This window comes from Niabella ginsenosidivorans (assembly GCF_001654455.1).
GTDB lineage: Bacteria > Bacteroidota > Bacteroidia > Chitinophagales > Chitinophagaceae > Niabella > Niabella ginsenosidivorans.
The window spans coordinates 4,264,313-4,285,877 of sequence record NZ_CP015772.1; the positions used below are offsets into that span (position 1 = coordinate 4,264,313).

General features: G+C 44.4%; 21 protein-coding genes. 13 read left to right on the plus strand and 8 right to left on the minus strand.

The genetic code is table 11. The features are described 5' to 3' along the window. Positions 1-9 precede the first annotated feature (9 nt). The 3 genes from A8C56_RS18020 to A8C56_RS18030 all read left to right on the plus strand — a co-directional run bounded on the left by A8C56_RS18020 (position 10) and on the right by A8C56_RS18030 (position 2,730). Positions 10-1,332, plus strand: a complete 1,323-nt coding sequence (locus A8C56_RS18020) for a DUF58 domain-containing protein (protein ID WP_067759153.1) — start codon at positions 10-12, stop codon at positions 1,330-1,332. A 51-nt stretch (positions 1,333-1,383) separates the two neighbouring features. After that, on the plus strand, positions 1,384-1,935 hold the full coding sequence (locus A8C56_RS18025) for a hypothetical protein (protein WP_067759155.1): 552 nt from the start codon (positions 1,384-1,386) through the stop codon (positions 1,933-1,935). A 141-nt stretch (positions 1,936-2,076) separates the two neighbouring features. Next, positions 2,077-2,730 (plus strand): hypothetical protein, encoded by a 654-nt coding sequence (locus A8C56_RS18030; protein ID WP_067759157.1) that lies wholly within the window; start codon positions 2,077-2,079, stop codon positions 2,728-2,730. A 97-nt stretch (positions 2,731-2,827) separates the two neighbouring features. Here the strand turns inward: A8C56_RS18030 and A8C56_RS18035 are convergent, their stop codons facing one another. From A8C56_RS18035 to A8C56_RS18050, 4 genes are all read right to left on the minus strand, one after another. Further along, positions 2,828-3,157 (minus strand): nuclear transport factor 2 family protein, encoded by a 330-nt coding sequence (locus A8C56_RS18035; RefSeq protein ID WP_067759159.1) that lies wholly within the window; start codon positions 3,155-3,157, stop codon positions 2,828-2,830. A 93-nt stretch (positions 3,158-3,250) separates the two neighbouring features. Further along, positions 3,251-3,820: a Crp/Fnr family transcriptional regulator gene (locus A8C56_RS18040; protein ID WP_067759162.1), complete on the minus strand. Its 570-nt coding sequence runs from the start codon at positions 3,818-3,820 to the stop codon at positions 3,251-3,253. Between the two features lie 69 nt (positions 3,821-3,889). Continuing rightward, positions 3,890-4,756 carry a phosphatidate cytidylyltransferase gene (locus tag A8C56_RS18045; protein WP_067759164.1) on the minus strand — a complete coding sequence of 289 codons (867 nt, stop codon included), beginning with the start codon at positions 4,754-4,756 and terminating at the stop codon, positions 3,890-3,892. Then, positions 4,746-5,726 (minus strand): type II CAAX endopeptidase family protein, encoded by a 981-nt coding sequence (locus A8C56_RS18050; protein ID WP_245645569.1) that lies wholly within the window; start codon positions 5,724-5,726, stop codon positions 4,746-4,748. The genes A8C56_RS18045 and A8C56_RS18050 overlap by 11 nt, the downstream gene beginning before the upstream one ends. 89 nt (positions 5,727-5,815) lie before the next feature. Here A8C56_RS18050 and dusB point away from each other — a divergent pair, with 89 nt between their 5' ends. The 6 genes from dusB (at position 5,816) to A8C56_RS18080 (ending at position 10,994) form a co-directional block, all read left to right on the plus strand. Next, complete coding sequence (gene dusB, locus A8C56_RS18055; protein WP_067759166.1) at positions 5,816-6,856, plus strand: tRNA dihydrouridine synthase DusB; 1,041 nt, start codon at positions 5,816-5,818, stop codon at positions 6,854-6,856. A 355-nt stretch (positions 6,857-7,211) separates the two neighbouring features. Beyond that, positions 7,212-8,996: a MutS-related protein gene (locus A8C56_RS18060; RefSeq protein ID WP_067759169.1), complete on the plus strand. Its 1,785-nt coding sequence runs from the start codon at positions 7,212-7,214 to the stop codon at positions 8,994-8,996. Positions 8,997-9,030: 34 nt separating this feature from the next. Continuing rightward, positions 9,031-9,603 (plus strand): phosphatase domain-containing putative toxin, encoded by a 573-nt coding sequence (locus A8C56_RS18065; protein ID WP_067762239.1) that lies wholly within the window; start codon positions 9,031-9,033, stop codon positions 9,601-9,603. A gap of 272 nt (positions 9,604-9,875) precedes the next feature. Next, positions 9,876-10,208 carry a DUF2975 domain-containing protein gene (locus A8C56_RS24710; protein ID WP_067759171.1) on the plus strand — a complete coding sequence of 111 codons (333 nt, stop codon included), beginning with the start codon at positions 9,876-9,878 and terminating at the stop codon, positions 10,206-10,208. Between the two features lie 30 nt (positions 10,209-10,238). Continuing rightward, a complete protein-coding gene (locus tag A8C56_RS18075; protein WP_067759173.1) occupies positions 10,239-10,769 on the plus strand; it encodes a DUF2975 domain-containing protein in 531 nt (176 codons plus the stop codon). A gap of 3 nt (positions 10,770-10,772) precedes the next feature. After that, positions 10,773-10,994, plus strand: a complete 222-nt coding sequence (locus A8C56_RS18080; RefSeq protein ID WP_067759175.1) for a helix-turn-helix domain-containing protein — start codon at positions 10,773-10,775, stop codon at positions 10,992-10,994. A 182-nt stretch (positions 10,995-11,176) separates the two neighbouring features. Here A8C56_RS18080 and purD read toward each other — a convergent pair whose 3' ends face one another. Beyond that, the gene (gene purD / locus A8C56_RS18085) at positions 11,177-12,469 is read right to left on the minus strand and encodes a phosphoribosylamine--glycine ligase (protein WP_067759177.1); all 1,293 of its coding nucleotides are present in this window, start codon (positions 12,467-12,469) and stop codon (positions 11,177-11,179) included. 117 nt (positions 12,470-12,586) lie between these two features. Here purD and A8C56_RS18090 point away from each other — a divergent pair, with 117 nt between their 5' ends. Then, entirely contained in the window at positions 12,587-14,254 is a 1,668-nt protein-coding gene (locus A8C56_RS18090) for a peptide MFS transporter (protein WP_067759179.1), read from the plus strand. A 135-nt stretch (positions 14,255-14,389) separates the two neighbouring features. Beyond that, positions 14,390-16,435, plus strand: a complete 2,046-nt coding sequence (locus A8C56_RS18095; protein ID WP_067759182.1) for an OPT family oligopeptide transporter — start codon at positions 14,390-14,392, stop codon at positions 16,433-16,435. A gap of 66 nt (positions 16,436-16,501) precedes the next feature. Here the strand turns inward: A8C56_RS18095 and A8C56_RS18100 are convergent, their stop codons facing one another. Further along, on the minus strand, positions 16,502-17,416 hold the full coding sequence (locus A8C56_RS18100) for a hydroxypyruvate isomerase family protein (RefSeq protein WP_067762241.1): 915 nt from the start codon (positions 17,414-17,416) through the stop codon (positions 16,502-16,504). 129 nt (positions 17,417-17,545) lie between these two features. Between A8C56_RS18100 and A8C56_RS18105 the strand changes: the two genes are divergently transcribed. Beyond that, a complete protein-coding gene (locus A8C56_RS18105) occupies positions 17,546-18,502 on the plus strand; it encodes a formylglycine-generating enzyme family protein (protein ID WP_067759185.1) in 957 nt (318 codons plus the stop codon). A 25-nt stretch (positions 18,503-18,527) separates the two neighbouring features. After that, positions 18,528-19,859, plus strand: a complete 1,332-nt coding sequence (locus A8C56_RS18110; RefSeq protein ID WP_067759189.1) for a Gfo/Idh/MocA family protein — start codon at positions 18,528-18,530, stop codon at positions 19,857-19,859. A gap of 230 nt (positions 19,860-20,089) precedes the next feature. Here A8C56_RS18110 and A8C56_RS18115 read toward each other — a convergent pair whose 3' ends face one another. Continuing rightward, entirely contained in the window at positions 20,090-20,692 is a 603-nt protein-coding gene (locus tag A8C56_RS18115; protein ID WP_067759192.1) for a superoxide dismutase, read from the minus strand. Between the two features lie 167 nt (positions 20,693-20,859). Next, positions 20,860-21,438 carry a hypothetical protein gene (locus A8C56_RS18120; protein WP_067759194.1) on the minus strand — a complete coding sequence of 193 codons (579 nt, stop codon included), beginning with the start codon at positions 21,436-21,438 and terminating at the stop codon, positions 20,860-20,862. Positions 21,439-21,565 lie beyond the last annotated feature (127 nt).

The following is a 21,565-nucleotide window of genomic DNA, read 5'->3' on the forward strand; positions in this document are numbered from 1 at the left end:
TTTCAACTGTTGCAGTCGTTCTATCTAAATAAAATCGTTTATTATATTGGCGGGGCAATAGCATTATTGTTCATAGCAAGTTATTTTCATCCGCCGCTTTACCGGGTTGCAGCACTGCTAATGATCATCCTGCTCATAGCGGTACTTGCAGATGCAGTACTGGTTTATTCAAAAAAGAAAGGCATTATTGCTACCCGCACTGTGCCGGACCGCATGAGCATCGGAGACGAGAACAGGATCAGCCTGCATCTGTTCAACAACTATTCCTATCCTGTAACTCTTTCAGTTATTGATGAGCTGCCCGTTCAGTTCCAGGAGCGGCACTGGGCGAGGAAAGCAGACTTACAGGGCAGCCAGAGCGCTGAAATTGACTATTACCTAAAACCGCTTACCCGGGGAGAATATTTGTTTGAAGACATTAATATTTTTGTTACCGCGCCTTTACGGCTGGTAACAAGAAAGTTCAGGATCAGCGCAAGGAAAACCACAAAGGTCTACCCTTCTTTTATGCAGATGCGCCGTTTTCAGCTACTGGCCATCAGCAACCGGCTACAGGAAGCGGGGATCAAGAAAACGCCCAAACTGGGGCATAGTATGGAATTTGACAACATCAAGGAATACGTCCGTGGCGATGATTACCGTACCATCAACTGGAAGGCAACCAGCCGTAAGGGGAATGTGATGGTAAATAATTATACCGACGAAAAAAGCCAGCAGATCTATTGTGTCATCAACAAAGGGCGTGTAATGAAAATGCCCTTTGAAGGAATGACCCTGCTTGACTATGCCATTAATGCTTCCCTGGTGCTTTCCAATATTTCTATTGTAAAACAGGATAAAGCCGGGCTGATCACCTTTGCGGAGCAGCAGGACAGTTTTATTCCGGCTGATAAACGCCCCGGACAAATGAACCTGTTACTGGAAACCCTGTATAAACAACAAACACGCTTCCTGGAAGCGGATTATGAAAAGCTCTATGCCATTGTCCGTAACAGCATTACCAGCAGAAGCCTGCTGGTGCTGTTCACCAACTTTGAATCGCTGGAAGGCCTGCAGCGCGAATTGCCGGCATTGAAGCGAACAGCCCATTATCATTTGTTACTGGTAGTGCTGTTTGAAAACACAGCCATAAAGGAATTAACCGAATCCAGGGCCGGTAATCTGGAAGAAGTCTATATAAAGACCATTGCCGAAAAATTTGCTTTTGAAAAACGCCAGATGGTAAAGGAACTGCAGCAAAATGGTATATTAAGCATTTTAACTACCCCCCAGCAGCTGACCGTAAATACCATCAACAAATACCTGGAATTAAAGAACCGGGCCTGGATATAGCAATTATTCTGCAGAAATAAATGTAATTTCAATCCGAAAAAAACACCTTGTATGAATTATATAAATGAAAAAGCCCAATTAGTAACAGTTGAGGGAGATATACGGGAAGACAAATACGCTATTATATCATCTACCAAGTGGACCCAAATTCTTAGATCTATCCATAGAAATAAATCTTCAGATTTATTTAGTGCAATTAGCCCGAGGGTAGATTTTAAACCTTTAGCTTTTCAGTCGCTACTTAAATTGAATAGTGTTCCCCTGGTATTCGATATGTCTGGTTTACAATTTACCAAACTTGTTAATTATGTTAATTCTTCTGAGGTTGAACATATCGGATATATAGTGTTTGATAGCAATCTTTGCAAAGTATATTTTGAGGTTGATGATACGGCACAGTCTACTGCTATTGAAACAGTGGTTAATTACTTGCCGGGTTACAGCTTTAAAGGTAGAAATAACACAGTCGTTATTAGCACTATTCATACCCATCCAGAGGAAGAAAATATAGAAAATTGGGAGTTACAGATCAACAACTATTTGATGCACAATATAGAAAAGACATTCCTGATTATATGGGAGCAGATGGTTATAGCGGTATAGCAAGGCGTGCACCTCATTATTCTATGGGAATTTATAATGTGGATTATTATAGCGTAGGAGGAAAGAGATTATCAAAAAATAACATTTGCACAAATCATTCTTTAATAAGTGGGGCCTTTAATATTTTAAAACACGCACTCCATGAATATATTACCTACCATTATTAAATCAACAGGCAGTTTTTTGTTGCTTATTTTCCTCAGTTGCACATCCAGGTCCTCAAAAAGTACCATCCCCGGAACAGTTGAAAAGGAGGCCATAATCCCGAGACCAGATACTACTCCTGTAAAAGAAGATACTATTTATAAAATGCTGGGGTTGGCATCCCTGGAACCAGGTTCACCAACAGAAACGCTTCGGGTCCACTATACGGGGTATCCCTGGCTTGGTGGTGAAGTAATTATAATAAAGATGGAGCCGGGAGATACCTCGGCCAAAAATTACAGATATAAGGCAACCTTGCAAACCAAAAAAGATCAATATCCGCACACGGTACATGATATAAAACCGCTGATACCCTGGAAAAATGTAACAGATAGCATCCATGCTTATGCAATTAATACATGGGAACCGCAACTACTGCCTGAAGACAAGGCTGTTGCTGATGGCAAAATAGCCATCATTCAATATACCGATGGAAAAGGCAACCTGAAAACAGTTGCCTACCAGAGCCCGCAACTATTTAATGACCCAGGCAGTAAAAAAGCAAGCGCCTTTTTAAATTTTATCAACCGTTCCGTTACTCCTATCTTTCACACTGTAATTGATGAAAAACGTATTATAGAACAGCAATAACCCCGGTCGAATCCGGGTCGCTGCGGAGCCTAAGGAAAAGATACCCTATCTGAGGTTTCTACATTCAACAAATCTGCACACAGGTAAATTATGCCTTTTAGCCCAATAAAGGCCGCGGATCAAACAGCACCTTTAACGAATGGATCTGTTCATTGCAGATGTGGTACCATCCTGATGCCAGGATCTGCCTGCCGCCCATGTCAATCATATACCACAGGCACACGTCATCAGCCGCTTCAAAAACCTGAAGTACCCTGTATTTTAATTTCATCTGCTTCATCTCGTTTATATAAACCAGGGCCCCTGCTCTTCTTCCCAGCACCCCTTCAAACACAAAATCCTCATACAGGCAATTCTGTGCCCCTTCAAAATCTTCCTTATTAAGGCACTCGACAAATTGTTTAACCAGCTCCGTTTTTTTATTCATGATCTACTGTTTTAACAGGTGCAAAACTAACAGCAGGCAGCAGATCCATTGTGTGACAATCGTCACAAAAAAATTCCATCCTCTTTTTGAAACCTATTGGCTTCTTCGGTTCCGGATTCTGCTCAACGTTTCCCGTGCCACTCCTAAAAAAGGAGCCAGTTGCAGCAACGGGATACGTTGCAGCATAAAAGGATAATTTTCTTCCAGATATCGCAACCGTTCCGCAGCCATATAAAGCTTAAACAGCGTAGCAAAAGTTTCCTGACGGGCAGCAAACAGCCGGATGCAATGACGCCCCACTGTTTCTATCTCCGGCGATCGCTTCCCCGCCTCCATTAATAGCTGCTTATCAAATTGCGTTACTGATAATGGCTCGCAGGCAGTCATAAAATACTCAGATGGCCTGTCACTTCCAAAACTGCTGATATTGGTAGCTATATCGCCTTCAAAAAAGAAGCCTGTATTTTTTACCACCCCGTTAATTGTATAGTAACTTTTACAATATCCCTTTTCAATAAAATATAATGAGCGGCATACCTGGCCCTCTTTCAAAAGGTATTCATTCTTTTTAAAGTTTTTTTTAGTAAGCGCCGGCTGTAATAAGGTCCAGCTTTCATCAGAAAAAGAGGTCAATGAGCGGATAAATTTCAGTAAAGCATCCATAGTGGCTGTTATTGAATAATTAACAGGATGTAATCCGGAGGGTACCCGAAAGGCCGGCTAAAACCCGGTTCACTTCCATAATAACAAAAACACCCATACAAAAGGAATGGCTATCAGCAGTGAATCAAACCGGTCCATAAAACCGCCATGGCCCGGCATAATATGACCGCTGTCCTTTACCCCTGCCAGGCGTTTCATCTTTGATTCCAGCAGGTCGCCCGCAGTGCCGGCAATAGCCGCTACAAGGGAAATACCCAGCAATGCCCGCCACTGGAACCAGTACTGCAGAGCCAGCGTAACAGCCGCTATACAAAGCAGCATTCCTCCAATTGTTCCTTCCAGTGTTTTCTTGGGTGATATTTTTGAGAATGGTGTCCTGCCGATCATTGAGCCCACCAGGTACGCACAGGTATCATTGATCCAGATAGCAATGATCAATAATACCGGAATATAGAATCCTGAATCAGCTACCCGGCCGGGGTTCGTCATAATATGGATATCTGTTGAGCAGCGCAGTTGCAGCAATAAACCCCAGCTCAGGGAAATATATAAAAAGCCAAACGCCGCAATACCCGTTGCCTTTATACTGATGCGCTGCTGGTTAAAGATGCCCGTGATGAGCAACACCAGGCCGGCTATAAGGAATGGCAGGGAAAAATTTTGCTGAAGCGCATAGCCCCATAGCCGGAGCCCGTTACAAAACAGCAGCAGGATGTGAAAACCAGCCAAACAGAATCCCAACTTTAAATAAGGATGAAACGGCTGGCCGCAGATCTTTTCAACCAGCTTCAGATACTCCCACCAGCAGCCAAAATGAATAACAGCGATCAATAAAAAAAAACTCCACTCATTATATAACAGCCCCCCCATCATCACCGCAACAAAAATAAGTGCGGTCAATGCTCTTGTCCAGAATGTTTTCCAGTTAAACGCCATCAGCCAGCTCCGTTTGTTTTGTTTTTCTGAATAATAAAAGAAACAGCAAAACCACTACAGGTATTGCTGCCAGACCCCAATAACTGCCACTTTTATCATTCATGGCATCAGCAACCGATTTTCCTGCCTGTACCTCTGTGTACATCATAATTACGGCTAAAGCATTATTGATAAAATGGGCCAGAATATTCAGCCAGATGCTGCCGGTTAACTGATAGATGAGCCCTAAAATGATTCCCAGCGCAAATCTTGATAAAAACCCATAGCCGGACATATGTACCGCGCTAAAGATAAGGCTGACCACAATTACAGAAAGCCAGAGGTTTCTGTTACTCCGGTACATAAAGTTCTGCAGGCCTCCGCGGAAAAAGGTTTCCTCGCAGATAGCCGGAACCAGCGCCAGTATAAGAACCGAGACCACCAGTTCCGATGGGTTTTTTAAACTGATCAATCCGGTAACCTGTGAGGCATACATATTTTCCCAGCGGTCAAAAAAGATTTTTACCTGCTGGGGCAACGGCAACTGGTAGGTAAGATAGCCCAGCGCGCTGCTAACACCCAGGCCGGTTAAAATAATACCCACGGTAAGCACAAGCTGCCGGGCACCCGGTTTTTGCTCAAAACCGATCAGCTTCAGGGGTTTGCGGCTTAAAAAAGCGGCCGTAGCAATTGCAGGTACCAGGAATCCGAAAACGGTGGTAAATGTTTGCAATACCTGCATTTCTTTCAGGTAGGCTGGGTTTCCCATTGCTGTAGTGATGTCTGCCATACTTTTCCCGGTCATTACCGTCCAGAGAATGCCTCCCAGGAGGGTTCCAAAAATCATCCCCGCAATTCCGAAAGCGATCAGCATAAAAAAACCGGCAGTATAGGAAACAGGTTTCTTGTAAGGGTCTTCTGTCATCATCAAAAAAATAAATTGTAACTTTGCAAACTCAAAAATAGCTGAATTAATAGTAGGATTCAGCATTGAGATAAGAGTATTCAGACTTTTAGCAGTTATTTTCCGGCAATACACTATTTTCTGAAGTCTCCGATCTCAATACTCAAATCTTTTAAATGGTAAACATAGGCAATATATCATTACCGGATTTCCCGCTTTTGCTGGCTCCTATGGAGGACGTCAGCGATCCTCCTTTCCGTGCCGTATGCAAAGACAATGGCGCAGACCTGATGTACACAGAGTTCATCAGCAGTGAAGGGTTGATCCGCGATGCGATCAAAAGCCGCCGGAAACTGGACATTTTTGACTATGAGCGCCCTGTTGGCATACAGATCTTCGGGGGTGATGAAGACAGCCTGGCGATGGCGGCTAAGATTGTAGAAGTAACACAGCCCGATCTTCTGGATATCAACTTTGGATGTCCGGTAAAAAAAGTGGCATTAAAAGGCGCCGGTGCAGGGGTATTAAAAGATGTAGACCTGATGGTGCGCCTGACTGGAGCTGTTGTAAAGTCTACTTCCCTGCCCGTAACCGTTAAAACAAGGCTGGGGTGGGACGATAGCATGCTGAACATAGAAGAGGTAGCAGAGCGTCTGCAGGATGTAGGCATTCAGGCACTGGCCATTCACGGCCGCACCCGCTGCCAGATGTATAAAGGAACTGCCGACTGGACACTGATCGGGAAAGTAAAGAATAACCCACGTATAAAGATCCCCATTTTTGGTAACGGAGATATTGACAGTCCGCAAAAAGCACTGGAATACAAAAACCGTTATGGGGTGGATGGCATTATGATCGGCCGTGCGGCAATTGGGTATCCCTGGATCTTCAGGGAGATCAAACATTTTGTCCGCACCGGGGAACTATTGGCCCCTCCCACTGTTGAAGAACGCGTAAATGTGGTGCGGAAGCATTTGCAGAAAAGCGTGGAATGGAAAGGCCCCATTGTAGGCATCAATGAAATGCGCCGTCACTATGCCAACTACCTGAAAGGATTGCCCAATATTAAAGAATACAGGAGCAAATTGGTGCGTCTTTCGGGGGAAGCCGCTATCCGGGAAGTACTGGACGAGATTATTGAAAAATATTCGGGTTTTGAGATCGAAGCCGCACCTATTGAATTGGTCAATTATCATGAAAAGTGCCCGGTGAACTGACAGTACCTACCCCCGGAATGATTATCTTTACAGGAACCATGAATGCATTTTGATGGATCCGGAAAATAAAGCAGAAGAACCCTTTGTCCCTTACGGAACAATCACTTCCTTAGATCAGCTTAACTTAGCTGAGCGCTACTCCTATGCCAATTATTTCCGGTGGAAATTTCAGGAAAGGGTGGAAAGATGGTAAATACTCCGGGCTGAAACCTTTTACAGCCGATGATGAAATCAGCCCCTCCCTGTTCCCTGATCTCAAATTTAAAGTGAGCGAAATAGTTGAATAAAGATAAATAATTCCGGTTCAGATGCTCCTGTGTATCTATTGACACATCTTCTTTATTTTTACTGCTCTATGGATACAGTTTATAAAGAAAGAACAGAACGGTTTTCCCGGGAAGCAAACCAATTACAGCAAAAACTGAGCTGGCTCAGCTTCTTCAGGCTGCTGCTTTTTGTGCTTTTCATTTATCTGCTTTATCGCTCTACCCAAACCGGTGCAGGCGGTACTATTGCCGGAGCTATTGCTGCATTTATCGCATTCATAATGGTCGTAAAATGGTATGAACGGTTACAGCAAACACTAAGGTATTATAAGGCCCTTGCAAAATACAACACTGACGAGCTCCTTTTCCTGGACACAAACCGATCTGTATATCCGGACGGAAAAGAATATGAAGATCCGCACCATCCCTATTCCTACGATCTTGATCTTTTCGGAGAAGGCAGTTTATATGCACATTTAAATCGCTGCAGTACACTGTTTGGCCGCAAAGAACTGGCCGGGCTGCTGCTCAACCCGGACACTGCTACCATTGCAGAGCGGCAGCAGGCCATTGGGGAGCTTGCCGCACTGAATGATTTCCGCCAGCAGTTATACGCAAAAGGCAGCTTACAGGAAGCCGGGGAAAAAGACCTGAACCAATTGATGGAATGGATCCATACTAAAAAAACATCCTTCAGTAAACCCCTGTATTTGTTCCTGATGCTCTTTCCTCTGATCACAATCGGAAGCAGTCTGTATTATATTTTTGTTACAGACAGTAACGAAGTTTTTCGCATCATTTATTCTTCCTTCGTCATTAACCTTATTATAGCTTTTGCCTTCGGGAAAAAAATAGCAGCCCAGCTAAGCGTATCTACATCCGTAAACAAAATATTAGTTGCCTATAAAGAGCAACTGCAACTAATAGAAGACCAATCGTTCCAGTCGCCCCTGTTGCAAAGCCTGCAGCAGCAGTTAAAGAACAGCCCGCAGCCCGCGTCGGGTCAGTTACGCCGGCTTGCCAGTCTTTTTGAATACCTGGAATCTGTTGTGAACCTGGTGGTCAGTATTCTGCTGAACGGGCTTTTTCTTTTTCATGTGCATGTTTTATATTGCCTTTCCCTGTGGAAAAGGCAATATGCAGCAGCGATCCCCGGCTGGCTGGAGGTGATCGGAAAATTTGAAGCGCTTGGCAGCCTGGGCAATTTTTATTTTAACAACCCCGAGAACTGTTTTCCCCAAATAAGCGCTGTACCGGATCTTCAGGCCACGGGCCTGGGGCATCCGTTGATCCGGAAAGAAAAAAGGATCTGTAATGACGTCAGCTTTCACCAGCAGCAGTTCATCATCCTTACAGGCTCCAACATGAGCGGCAAAAGCACTTTTCTGCGAACGGTGGGTATGAACCTGGTACTTGCCAGAAGCGGATCTGCTGTAACCGCAGCAAGCTTTATTTTTTACCCGTTTGCTGTTTTTGTAAGCATGCGGATAACAGATTCCTTACAGGAAAGTGAATCCTTCTTTTATGCAGAATTAAAACGGTTGCAAACTATTGTGCAGCACCTGCAACAGGATAATAATACTTTTGTGATCCTTGATGAGATCCTGCGCGGTACCAATAGTAATGATAAACGCAATGGCACCATCGGGCTGATCCGGAAGCTGGCCCGTTTTAATGCCTTTGGCATTATTGCAACGCATGACGTAGTGGTAGCAGATCTCATCCGGGAATATCCCGGATATATTGCCAACAAGGCATTTGAATCAGAGATTGTTAATGATGAGCTCATTTTCGATTATAAATTAAAAGAGGGTGTTTGCACCAAATTGAGCGCTTCTTACCTGATGAAAAAGCTGGGTGTGATTGATGAATAGTACCGGAACAATTTTTTCATCCGAAAAAACAGCAATGATCCATTCTAAAAATACCATCTTGCTGCTCCTGTTATTTGCACTGATCACAGGGTGCGGCACAAAACCCCTACGTAGGCCAAGGCCCGCTGAATGGGCCATAAAGCAGCAGCACACACCTTTTCACAATTTTTATAAGCTGAATGATAGTATTTACAGGAGTGAAAAACCTTCTCTTAAAGGCTTTCATTATGCACAGCAGGCAGGCATACAATCTGTACTGGATCTCCGGCTGCAGCATAAGGACCTGCCAATAGCCAAAGGGCTTTCGCTGCATCTTTACCACGTACCTATGAAAAGCAAATACATCTCCGATCAGATGATCATTGATGCCATGAAGATCATAAAAGAGGCGCCCAAGCCCCTCCTCGTTCATTGCGCGCATGGAAGTGACCGAACCGGTATCGTTATTGCCCTATACAGGATCCTTTTCCAGAACTGGACAAAAGAAGCTGCTATAAACGAAATGCAGCAGGGCGGTTACCATTTTCACTGGATACATAAGAACCTGATACGCTATCTGCAAAACACAGACGTAGAGCAACTGAAGAAAATCATTGGGATTCAATAATATAGCATCAAACTTATCTTTTGCAAACATATATATTTATCACCTTTCAATCAATATTTATTGTTTTACAATAAATTTATTTTGATATTCAAAAAATATCACTTTTCTTTGCCTTCACCCTGCTTTATATCCTGTTTTTTGAAGGTGGCATTAAGGGTTTCCGGGAAGGATGGGATAACCCCTTTTGCAGCACCTGTGGACAAAACCCAGCCAGAGTTACTGCATCCGGGTCACAGGATATTCCCTGGATCATTAATGGTTGCTTCTATCTTTTGGTTGTTGCGTACATAAGTATAGGTATTGCGTTTTTTGTCAAATTATATCAATTAATAGCATCGATTGGTCAAAATAAAATTTTTGAGATGACTAACATTAAACGTGTCACATCACTGGGGTGGTTGGCCATACTGATCGGTATTATTACTTACCAGCTGAATTATCTTTTCTTTTACATAAAAAACGCTCCGGGGCTTCAGCATGAAGGTGAGATTTATAAAGCAGAGCTCCCCTGCTGGCCTTTCCTGTTAGGCCTGGTACTGTTAACTGTTGGTTATACTTTTAAAAAAGGATTAGAGCTAAAAGAAGAAAACGATATGACGATATAATCTTTTCCCTGTTTCCTAAATCATTTTAGAATGAAAACAAATACAAAAATGCTTTTAGATATCATGCAGGTGGTTTGCTGGATCCTGTTTATCGGATTGTGCATTCAGGCCGGCACCCTGCTCGTTTCCCTGCTGTTTACTTATTTTGGCAACACGCGGATTGCTGAGCAATTTGCAAAAGACCTTTATTTACCAAAGCTCTATCACTATAGCCCGTTTTATTATATTGCCCTCTGTTCGTTATTATTGGCTATTGCCCTGTTAAAGGCGCATATATTCTACCTGGTTATACAGTTTTTTTCCAGGGTTAATATGGATCACCCTTTTAGCCATCCTGTATCCAATCTCATCTCAAAAGTAGTGCAGACCGCATTCGGTATTGGCATTATCGCGGTTATCGGCAACGTATATAACCAGGCCCTGATGAAAAAAAACATACCCGCCACCTCTTTAAGCTGGCAAAGCTCTGAATTTCTATTCCTGGCCGGGATTTTATTTGTCATCTCTTTAATATTCAAACGGGGAGTAGCGCTACAATCTGAAAACGACTTAACTATATAAAATATGCCGATCATTATTAATCTGGATGTAATGATGGCCCGGCGTAAAATGTCGTTAAACGAGCTGAGCGAAAAAGTGGGGATTACACTTTCCAACCTTTCCATCTTAAAAAACGGGAAAGCAAAAGCCATACGCATTGAAACACTGGAGGCCATTTGCAGGGCACTGGATTGTCAGCCGGGCGATATTCTGGAGTATATAAAAGGGCAACCGGCTTTTGATTGAAACACCGGGTCAAAGTATAATCTTCTCTATCAGCACTATTTTTTTCGAAAAACGCAGTTTTACTAACCATGAAATTTAAAAATCTGATTTTCAAATTTCATGGCTATTCTTTTTAATGAAGTTGCAAGAAATCTCCGGAAATACCCTCCCATACTGCCTTACAGAATCAGATTCATCTAATTCTATGTTGGACGCACTTCATTAAAAAACTCATATCCGATATCCCTCCTGTAATACATATCATCAAAATGAATGTTTTTAAGGAGCGCTTTTGACTGATCAACGGCCGCCTTAACGGTATCGCCAAAAGAAGTAACGCAAAGTACGCGGCCTCCGTTGGTTATTACCTGCCCTTCCTGCTCTTTAGTGCCCGCATGAAACAGGATGGAGTCTCCCATTCGCTGATCAAGCCCGGTAATCTTATATCCTTTTTCATAGTCGCCGGGGTAACCGCCGCTCACGGCCATTATGGTTACCGCTGTCCTGGGGTCTTCTTCAACAGTGATCTCCGAAAGCTTATTTTCAGCAGCAGCCTTACAGATGGTTGCCAGGTCTGTTTTCAGCCGGGGCATTACCACTTCGGTTTCCGGATCGCCCATGCGGCAATTATATTCAATTACAAAAGGATCATCGCCCACTTTTATAAGCCCTATAAAAACAAAACCGGTATAGGCAATACCTTCCTTATGGAGCCCGTTTACCGTGGGCCGGATAATCCGGTCGGTAACTTTTTGCATAAAAGCTGCATCAGCAAAAAGCACAGGGCTTACGGCGCCCATTCCTCCCGTATTCAGCCCGCTGTCCTTTTCACCTATACGTTTATAATCTTTTGCCTGCGGCAGCAATACATATTCTTTTCCATCAGTAACCAGGAACACGCTCATTTCAATACCCGACAGGAATTCCTCTACCACCACTTTCCGGCTGGCTTCACCAAATTTGGATTCCTGTATCATGGCTTCAAACTCGGCCACCGCCTCTTCATTGGTCTGGCAGATCACCACGCCTTTTCCGGCAGCCAGCCCGTCGGCCTTCAGAACAACCGGAAGCGTATGCGCCCCGATATATTCTTTTCCTTCCTCAAAATTAGCTGCTGTAAATTCCTTATAAGCCGCAGTAGGAATATGATGGCGTTCCATAAAAGCTTTGGCAAAGGCTTTGCTGCCTTCCAGCTGTGCCCCCCGCTGCGAAGGGCCTATGAATAACAGGTCTTTTAAAACACTGTCGGCCTTAAAAAAATCCCAGATCCCTTTTACCAGGGGCTCCTCAGGACCTGCCACAACCATTTCAATCCCCTTTTCCTTACAAAATGCCCCGATGCCTTCAAAATCGTTCACCCCCAGGTTCACATTGGTTCCCAAAGCTGCAGTTCCGGGATTGCCCGGCGCAATAAACAGTTCGTGCTGACCACGCATGCTCATATTCCATACAAGGGCATGCTCCCTTCCACCGCTTCCCAAAACAAGTATTTTCATTCCTTTTGTTTTAAATCAACATTTTCAGGCGCGAAAGATAGCCATAAAATGAAAAAAAAAGACGATTCCTGATTTTTCATTACTTTGGCCGATATTTTTTTATTTCAACACTCCTGTATGAAAAATATTGACAAAAAATCCCGGCATCCGCGTGCCCTGTATGTATTGTTTTTTACAGAAATGTGGGAGCGTTTTGGCTTCTATCTTATGGTGGGTATTTTTCTTTTATACCTGAAAGACAGTACCACCAGCGGTGGTGTGGGTTTTACTCCTCAAAAAGCGGCTGACCTGGTAGGCACTTATATTGCCATGGTTTATTTAACCCCCTTTATAGGCGGGCTGATCGCCGACCGGTACCTGGGTTACCGGAAAGCCATTATCCTGGGGGGCTTGCTGTTAGCAGCCGGCTATTTCTGCCTGGCGATCCCCGGAGATAAAGCATTATATGTATCGCTGCCTTTGTTGATGATCGGCAATGGTTTTTTTAAGCCTAACATCAGCACACTGCTGGGCAACATTTATAACCGGGAAGACCTCAAACCCAAAAAGGATGTGGCCTATAATATTTTCTACATGGGCGTAAACATCGGCGCCTTTATCTGCAATTTTGTGGCTGCGCTTATGCGCAACCATTATGGCTGGGGCTATGCCTTTGCCGCTGCAGGTGTAGGTATGGTGATCTCCGTTATCTGGTTTGTTGCCGGGCTGAAGCACGTAAAATCCGGTGACGTCAAAAAGCCAATGGAGGAGGGTGACATTCCGATGCGCAGTATCTTTTTACAGGTGTTCCTGCCGGCAATTATGACCGCAGTCCTGGGCTGGTTTATAAAAAATCTGCTGGGACATACCCTTTTCGGATCCCAATCCAATGACGCCTTTATGTTTGCCTGCGTGCCCATCATTATATTCTTTGTTACCTTGTATGTAAAGGCAAATAAAGAAGACAAAAAAGGGTTAGGCGCCCTGTTCACCTTTTTTATAGGGGCATTTGTTTTCTGGGTTATTTACAACCAGAACAGTACAGGGCTTACGATCTGGGCCGACCAATACACTTCCCGGGAGATGCCCCAGTCGATGGAGAAAATAACAAAGCCCTTTGGTATGCTGGAAACGGTGACTACTACTCCGCACGAGGTACCTCAAACAGACAGCTTGTTGCGCACTATGTCCGATGCTAAAGGAAATGCATTAACCACAACCGGGCCCGATCTGTATTTCAATAACCTGCCAAAGGATCAATGGCCCCCATCCGGCAAACTGAACCTGCTGTCAACAGAGATCTTTCAATCCATCAATCCTTTCTTCATTGTACTGTTTACCCCGCTGGTCATAGGAATGCTGGGCTGGCTGGCGCGCAGAGGCCGGGCGCCCAATACGCCTGTAAAAGCCGGCCTTGGAACATGGATCGCGGGGATATCATCTCTGTTGATGGTGTTTGCCGCCCTGAGCACCAATATTTACCATGATAAAACCTCTGCCTGGTGGGTGGTAGGCACCTACGCCATTTTTACGATCGGGGAACTGTTTGTAAGCCCCGTAGGATTGTCGATGGTTTCCAAGCTGGCACCAGCCCGGCTGACCTCCTTAATGATGGGAGGGTGGTTTATTATTACTTCCATGAGTGGGAAAGTAGCCGGACTGATGGCTACTTTCTGGGATAGCTTTGAAAATAAAAGCAACTATTTTCTGATCCTGGTGGTAGCCGCGTTAATTGCGGGTATTATCATTTTTATTTTAAGCAAACGCATCGCACAGGTCATAAAGGAGAAAACAGGCAGTATTTAAGGACAGGGCCTGCGCTTTATGTATGACAATGCACCATTCATTCTCCTTTCAGAAACATGTAATGAATTTGTTACGTGTTTTTTTATTTTCTAAACAAGCATTCGTTATCTTTCCGGCCTTCAATCAAAACAAAGTATGTCAGAAAAATCATCGTTTAAACCATTTGTACCGGATGAAGCACGGATGGCTGAGTTTACCGTAAAATCTGTTTTAACCGGGGCCGCATTCGGTGTTATTTTTGGTGCTGCTACGGTTTACCTTGCTTTAAAAGCAGGCCTTACCGTTTCTGCGTCTATCCCCATTGCTGTAATTGCCATTACACTGGGCAGAAAGTTCTTAAAAACGACCATTCTGGAAAACAATATTATACAGACCACCGGGTCTGCCGGAGAAAGCATCGCCTCCGGTGTAGTGTTCACATTGCCCGGTTTTTTGTTTTTAAGCGATGGCAGCGGGGAGCACTTTTTTAATTACATCACTATTTTAACACTGGCGATCATTGGAGGCATACTGGGTACGCTGATGATGATTCCCCTGCGGCGGTCCCTGATCGTAAATGAGCACAAGACCCTGCCCTACCCTGAAGGGACCGCCTGCGCAGATGTACTGAAAGCAGGAGAGAAAGGCGGCGATTTTGCAAAAACAGCGTTCTGGGGCCTGGGCTTTGCCTTTGTATATGCCATTCTTCAAAAAATACTGCACGTAATTGCAGAAACACCGGCATTTGTGACCAAACAAACCAATAAGTTTTTCCCATCTGCGAAGATCAGCGGAGAGGTCACGCCTGAATACCTGGGCGTGGGCTATATCATCGGACCAAAAATAGCAGGGGTACTGGTTGCCGGTGGTGTATTGGCCTCGCTGGTATTGATCCCATTGCTTTCAAGCGTTGTTGCTCCTGAACTGATCGCAGCACAGCAGGTAAAATTAGGCTACCTGGCTAATATTGGAGTTGCGGGCGGCAAAGGGGGCTGGGATCCCGTAGCCAAAACATTTGATGATTTTTCATCATCAATCTATTATGCTTATATCCGCCAGATCGGAGCGGGAGCCGTGGCAGCAGGGGGCTTTATTACCCTGCTGAAAACAATCCCTACTATTATCGCCTCTTTCAAAGGAAGCCTGGGCTCAATAAAAGGAAATGCCGCTGCTGCCGCAACAGCAGTAAAAAGAACGGAGCGTGACCTGAGCATGAAGGTGGTGGGACTGGGAAGCCTGGCATTGGTGATCCTGATTGCATTACTGCCGCAGATCCCCGGCAATACCATTTTTCAGAAACTGCTGATCGGCATTCTTGTGGTCATCTTTGGAGCTTTCTTTGTTACGGTATCCTCAAGAATTGTAGGGCTCATCGGTTCCTCCAATAACCCCGTAAGCGGTATGACCATTGCCACCTTAATGGGCACCTGCCTGATCTTTATTGCCGTAGGCTGGAGCGGAAAAGCCTATGAGCCTATGGCATTGGTGGTAGGAGGGCTCATCTGTATTGCGGCTGCTAATGCGGGTGCCACCTCTCAGGATCTGAAAACAGGCTACATAATCGGTGCAACACCCAAATACCAGCAAATGGCTTTGTTTGTAGGTGTTATTGTAGCCTCGATCGTAATCGGGTTAACCGTCAACTTCCTGGACAAACCTACAGCGGCAATGGTGGCAAAAGGCATCACCGGGCATGCTATAGGATCTGAAGCTTATCCAGCTCCCCAGGGCACCTTAATGGCTACACTGGCACGCGGGATCCTGTCTTTTAATCTCGACTGGCAGTTTGTGCTGGTAGGCGTTTTTATTTCGATCGTATTAGAACTGTGCGGTGTTAAATCTTTAAGTTTTGCAGTAGGTGCTTACCTGCCGCTTTCCACCACATTGCCCATTTTTATTGGCGGGCTGGTAAGAGGTGCTGTTGAGCACAAAGCCGGCAAAGCCGCAAATCCTGAAGAAGAAGAATTGGGCCGCGGTAACCTTTTTGCCACCGGGCTGGTGGCGGGTGGTGCCGTGGCAGGTGTTGTCATAGCGATCCTTTCGGGGTTTGACGGGCCGGCAGCAGCATTGAACAAGGTAAACGCAGAGCACGGGCTCACCACTATTTTACACGAAGGCGGCTATTACATACTGGGCGCCCTGGCTTTTGCAGCAATGGCATTTGTTCTCTACCAGGTGGGAGTGTCTAAAAACAAAGAATAGCGCACGCCTTAAGCAGGCTGCTCATTTTGGTAATGTGTTAAAGTCATAAAAGGCTGTCAACGCGCTTTACAGGAATGCATCGCACTCCCTGTAAGCAGCAATCAGTCGTTCCTCTCCTGCCTTTCCGGGTTGTGATATTCCATGCTCCATACCCAGAACACCTTTGTATCCCTTTTCATGCAGCCATTTAAAAATGTTCCTGTAATTAATTTCACCGGTGGTAGGCTCTTTTCTTCCGGGGTTGTCCCCGATCTGTATATACCCTATTTCCTCCCAGGTCTGATTCATATGGACAATAAGGTTCCCTTCATTTTTCTGCATATGATAAATATCATACAGGATCTTGCAGGAAGGGCTGTTTACAGCCTTACAGATCTCATAGGTTTGGGCAGATGTTCTTAAAAAGAGATCCGGGGTATCGCTCAATGCTTCCAGTACCATTACAAGACCGTGGGGTTCAAAAATTTCGGCACCTCTTCTCAACGCCTCCACCACGTTTGCCGTTTGTATAGCTATAGGCAGATCCCGCTGAAAATCACCGGGTACAACCGTTGCCCATTTTGCGTTACAACGTTTGGCCACTTCAACAGACTGGCGGCAGCCTTCGAGGAAGATATCAATATGCTCCTTTTTATTGGCAGCAAGGGTATTGGCACCGTTGCCCCCTTTGGGCACCACAAATACGCCCATACGCATGCCCAGTTTGGCCAGTGTTTCTCCTATTTTAGATTGCATTCCGGGCGTTCTGGAAGCCATTCCGTTATCTTCAATAGACCGGAACCCCTGGTCGTGCATAAATTTTATCTGGTCAATAAAGTCTTTACCGGCGCTATTGGCAAACATCCCCTCATGCGGCGCATAATCCAGGTTAAAGGTTTTACCCGATGCGTCCGGCCTGGCAGACTGTGCCCACAGGCCGGAGCTCATACCCAGGGCTCCTGCAGCTAAAATATGATTCTTTACAAAACTCCTGCGATTCATAATGGCAAAAAATTTCAAACTAAAATAGCAAAGTTTGGCAATTATAAAAAAGAATCAGCGTTTATTTTTACCGGTCAATTTTACAATACTATTAATTGTCAAAATGAAAATTTATTTATCTTCGGCAGAATGAAACAGATGATTGCTGCGCTTTTGAGCATTAGTATTGCCACTCTGAACGCTCAGGAGAAAAAAGACACGGATTTCAAAAAGTATGAACAGACGATCCCGGGGTCCGATGTTAAATTTACAATGATCCCTATTCCCGCAGGAACCTTTACAATAGGGCGTGGCGCTGGTGATCCGGGAAACGATGCCGATGAATTGCCACAGGTTACCTTGCAGATAGATGCTTTCTATATGGGTGAAAAAGAAGTCACTTTTGATGAATACGCGCTTTATCAGAATGATGAAAGCCTGGGCCAGAATGTAGATGCAGATGCCGTTACAAGACCTACCACGCCTTATATTGATCTTACATTGGGCATGGGTAAAGAAGGTGGCTTTCCAGCAAACAGCATGCAGCAGCGTGCTGCGATCATGTACTGTAAATGGCTGTACACAAAAACAGGGGTTTTTTACCGGCTGCCAACAGAAGCAGAATGGGAATATGCTGCAAGAGCCGGCTCCGCAACCCCTTATTTTTTTGGCACCGATGAAAAGCAACTGGCAGATTATGCCTGGTACGCCCAAAACAGCGATAATAAATATCATAAGACCGGCCTGAAAAAGCCGAACCCCTGGGGGCTTTATGATATTTACGGAAACGTGGCAGAATGGGTGTTGGATCAATACCAGCCGGATTTCTATAAAACACTGGGAAAACAGGCGGCAAATCCCGTCCGTTTGCCGGACAAGCGAAATCCGCGTATTGTACGGGGCGGCAGCTTTAAAGACGCTGCAATGGAATTACGCAGTGCTAACCGCACAGAATCCGATCCCCTCTGGAACCGCCGCGACCCCCAGATACCTAAAAGCAAATGGTGGAATGCCGATGCGCCTTTTATAGGGTTCCGGCTGGTGCGCCCCGTACAGCAACCTACAAAAGAGGAAGCCGAAAAATTTTTCTCAACCTATATCTTATAATTCCTGCAACTAAAAAAACGATACAATGAATAACAAAACAACAAGAAGATACTTTGTAAAAAACAGCTCTTTAATTGCCGGTGGTTTATTAGCAGCTCCTTCCCTAGGAGGCATCAATTTTTTTTCCGGTGCTAACGATGAAATCAAAATTGCATTGATCGGGTGCGGCGGAAGAGGCACCGGCGCTGTTATCCAGGCCCTTTCCACCAAACAAAACGTAAAGCTGGTCGCCATGGCTGACGCTTTTAAGGACCGGCTGGACGGCTGCTACCAAACCATTACTGCAGATGATCTTTCAGACAACGGCATCAGGGGCAATCTTAAAAGCAAAATAGCGGTACCTGAATCCAATAAATTTACCGGCTTTGATGCTTATACAAAAGCAATTCCGCTGGCGGATGTGGTCATTCTTACCACCCCTCCCGGGTTCCGCCCCATTCACTTCCAGGAAGCCGTAAAACAGAACAAGCATATTTTTACTGAAAAACCTCTGGCAACGGATCCCGCGGGGATCAAAAAAGTGCTGGAAGCGGCTGAAACAGCCAAACAGAAAAAGCTGAATGTAGTAGTAGGCTTACAGCGCCGTTACCAGGATTCCTACAGGGAATTGTTTAAGAGGAAAGACCTGATCGGGGATATTCTTACCGGCCAGGTTTGGTGGAACAGTGGCGGGGTTTGGGTAAAGAAACGCGGACCCAACCAAACCGAAATGGAATACCAGATGCGCAACTGGTATTATTTCAACTGGCTTTGCGGAGATCATATTAACGAACAGCATATTCATAATATTGATGTAATGAACTGGTTCAAAGATGCCTATCCTGTAAAAGCACAGGGCATGGGCGGCCGCCAGGTAAGGACCGGGAAAGAATACGGGGAAATTTATGATCATCACTATGTGGAATTTCATTATGCGGATGGCACAATTTTAAACAGTCAGTGCCGGCACATTCCGGGCACTATGTATAAAGTAGATGAACTGCTGGTGGGCACCAAGGGATCGATCTTTTGTGATGAGGCTGTTATCAGGGATCGTTCCGGCAAAGAATTATACCGCTTCGACAAAAAAAATGAACGTAACCCCTACCAGACAGAGCATGATGAACTGTTTGAAGCCGTTGCCAAAGGCGAATATAAATTTGCCAATGCAGAATACGGGGCCAAAAGCACTTTAACTGCCATCATAGGCCGTATGGCTACTTATAGCGGGCAGGTGATCGAATGGGATAAAGCGCTTAATTCGGGCATTGATATTATGCCTAAGGAATACAGCTTTGACGCTACCCCTCCTGTAGTGCCCGATGCAGATGGTGCATACCCCATTGCAATGCCCGGTAAGACAAAATTCTTTTCCTGATCACCTTGTTTTCCCGGATAAAGCAAATCCCGCTGTTCGTTGAGTAGCGGGATTTTTTATAATCTTCTTGTAATAAAAAAGAGGGTATCTAAAAAGTCCCTTTTATCATGCTGAATTTATTTCAGCATCTAAAACGGCGTCTGATTGTCAATAGATTCTGAAACAAGTTCAGAACGACACTCTACTATAGACAGCCTTTTTAGACACCCCCACTTCATTTAAAACAACTGTTAAACTGCCGCGTTATAATGCTCTTCAACCTTTTTCCAGTTAACCACATTCCAGAAGGCTTTTAAATACTCAGGGCGCCTGTTCTGGTATTTCAGATAATAAGCATGTTCCCAAACATCCACTCCCAGAATAGGAGTACCTTTTACTTCTGCAACATCCATTAAAGGATTATCCTGGTTGGGTGTGGAAGTGATCTCCAGCTTACCATCTTTTACAATTAACCATGCCCAGCCACTGCCAAAACGTCCGGCACCCGCTGCGTTTATTTTTTCTTTCAGACCTTCCAGTGAACCAAAGGTCTCATTAATCGCATCTGCTAATTTTCCGGATGGTGCACCGCCCTCAGCGCTGAGGATCTCCCAGAAAAAAGAGTGGTTCCAGTGGCCGCCTCCGTTATTACGAACAGCCGGAGAAATAGCACCGGCATTTTTTACCAGGTCTTCTAAAGACTTGTCGGCGTTATCTGTACCCTCAATGGCTTTATTCAGGTTATCCACGTAAGCCTGATGGTGCTTGTCATGGTGGATTTGCATCGTTTCTTTGTCAATGTGCGGTTCCAACGCATCGTATGCGTAAGGAAGGGCTGGTAGTGTAAATGCCATAATTGCTCTATTTTTTATTGAGTGAATAAATATTGTTTGTAACTATAACAAAGTTAACCCATTATAGTTTTAACAATAGTAATTGCACACAAAAATTCAGCCATATTTTCAACCGGCTTTCTTAAGTTTCTGTTACATTAAATATTGGGCAGCGCATTATGCAGTTTTTAGAAATTGGTGAAATAATTGGTAAACACAAGATCAAACAGGTTTACATTTGCCTTCTTGGTTTTTAATGAAACATCCGGTACCCTGATCTTACTGAGATCCCTGTAGTAAACCGTTTTTGTATCAAAAAGCTTTTCCAGCAAGGATTGTATATCCCTGATCTCATTAAGGTATTGCTGATGCCTGGTCTCGTTATTGATACAGAATTCATCATAGTCCAGCATCTTTACACCATCAAATCCAAAAAAATCTGTTACCAGGATGGTATGATAAGGCTGCAGCACACTCAGCAGTACATGTACTTTAAACAATCCTTTCCCTTCTACCGGGTAGTAATCAAGATAATTACAGAATTTATCATGGAACAGGGCCGACTGATCGGTTACCACATGACCAGGTACCCGTTCACGCACTGCATTTACAAATGTGCTCCATTCTTCAGCGATTGCCCCTTTCAGACTTTGAACCGATTTTTTCCGGTTCAGATAGATCTGATCGTAATCTTCTTTACTGTGAAAAGGGCTTCTCCCTTTGGGATAATAACGATATATCTCCTTAAAAGAAGCCATATATTTCATATATTTTTATTTATAATTTAATATTATCGTATACCACATTCATAATATTCATATTTATACTCAATAAATCTACAACTAAATATTATAAATTCAAAAAATCATCAATATTAATAACAATATTATAATA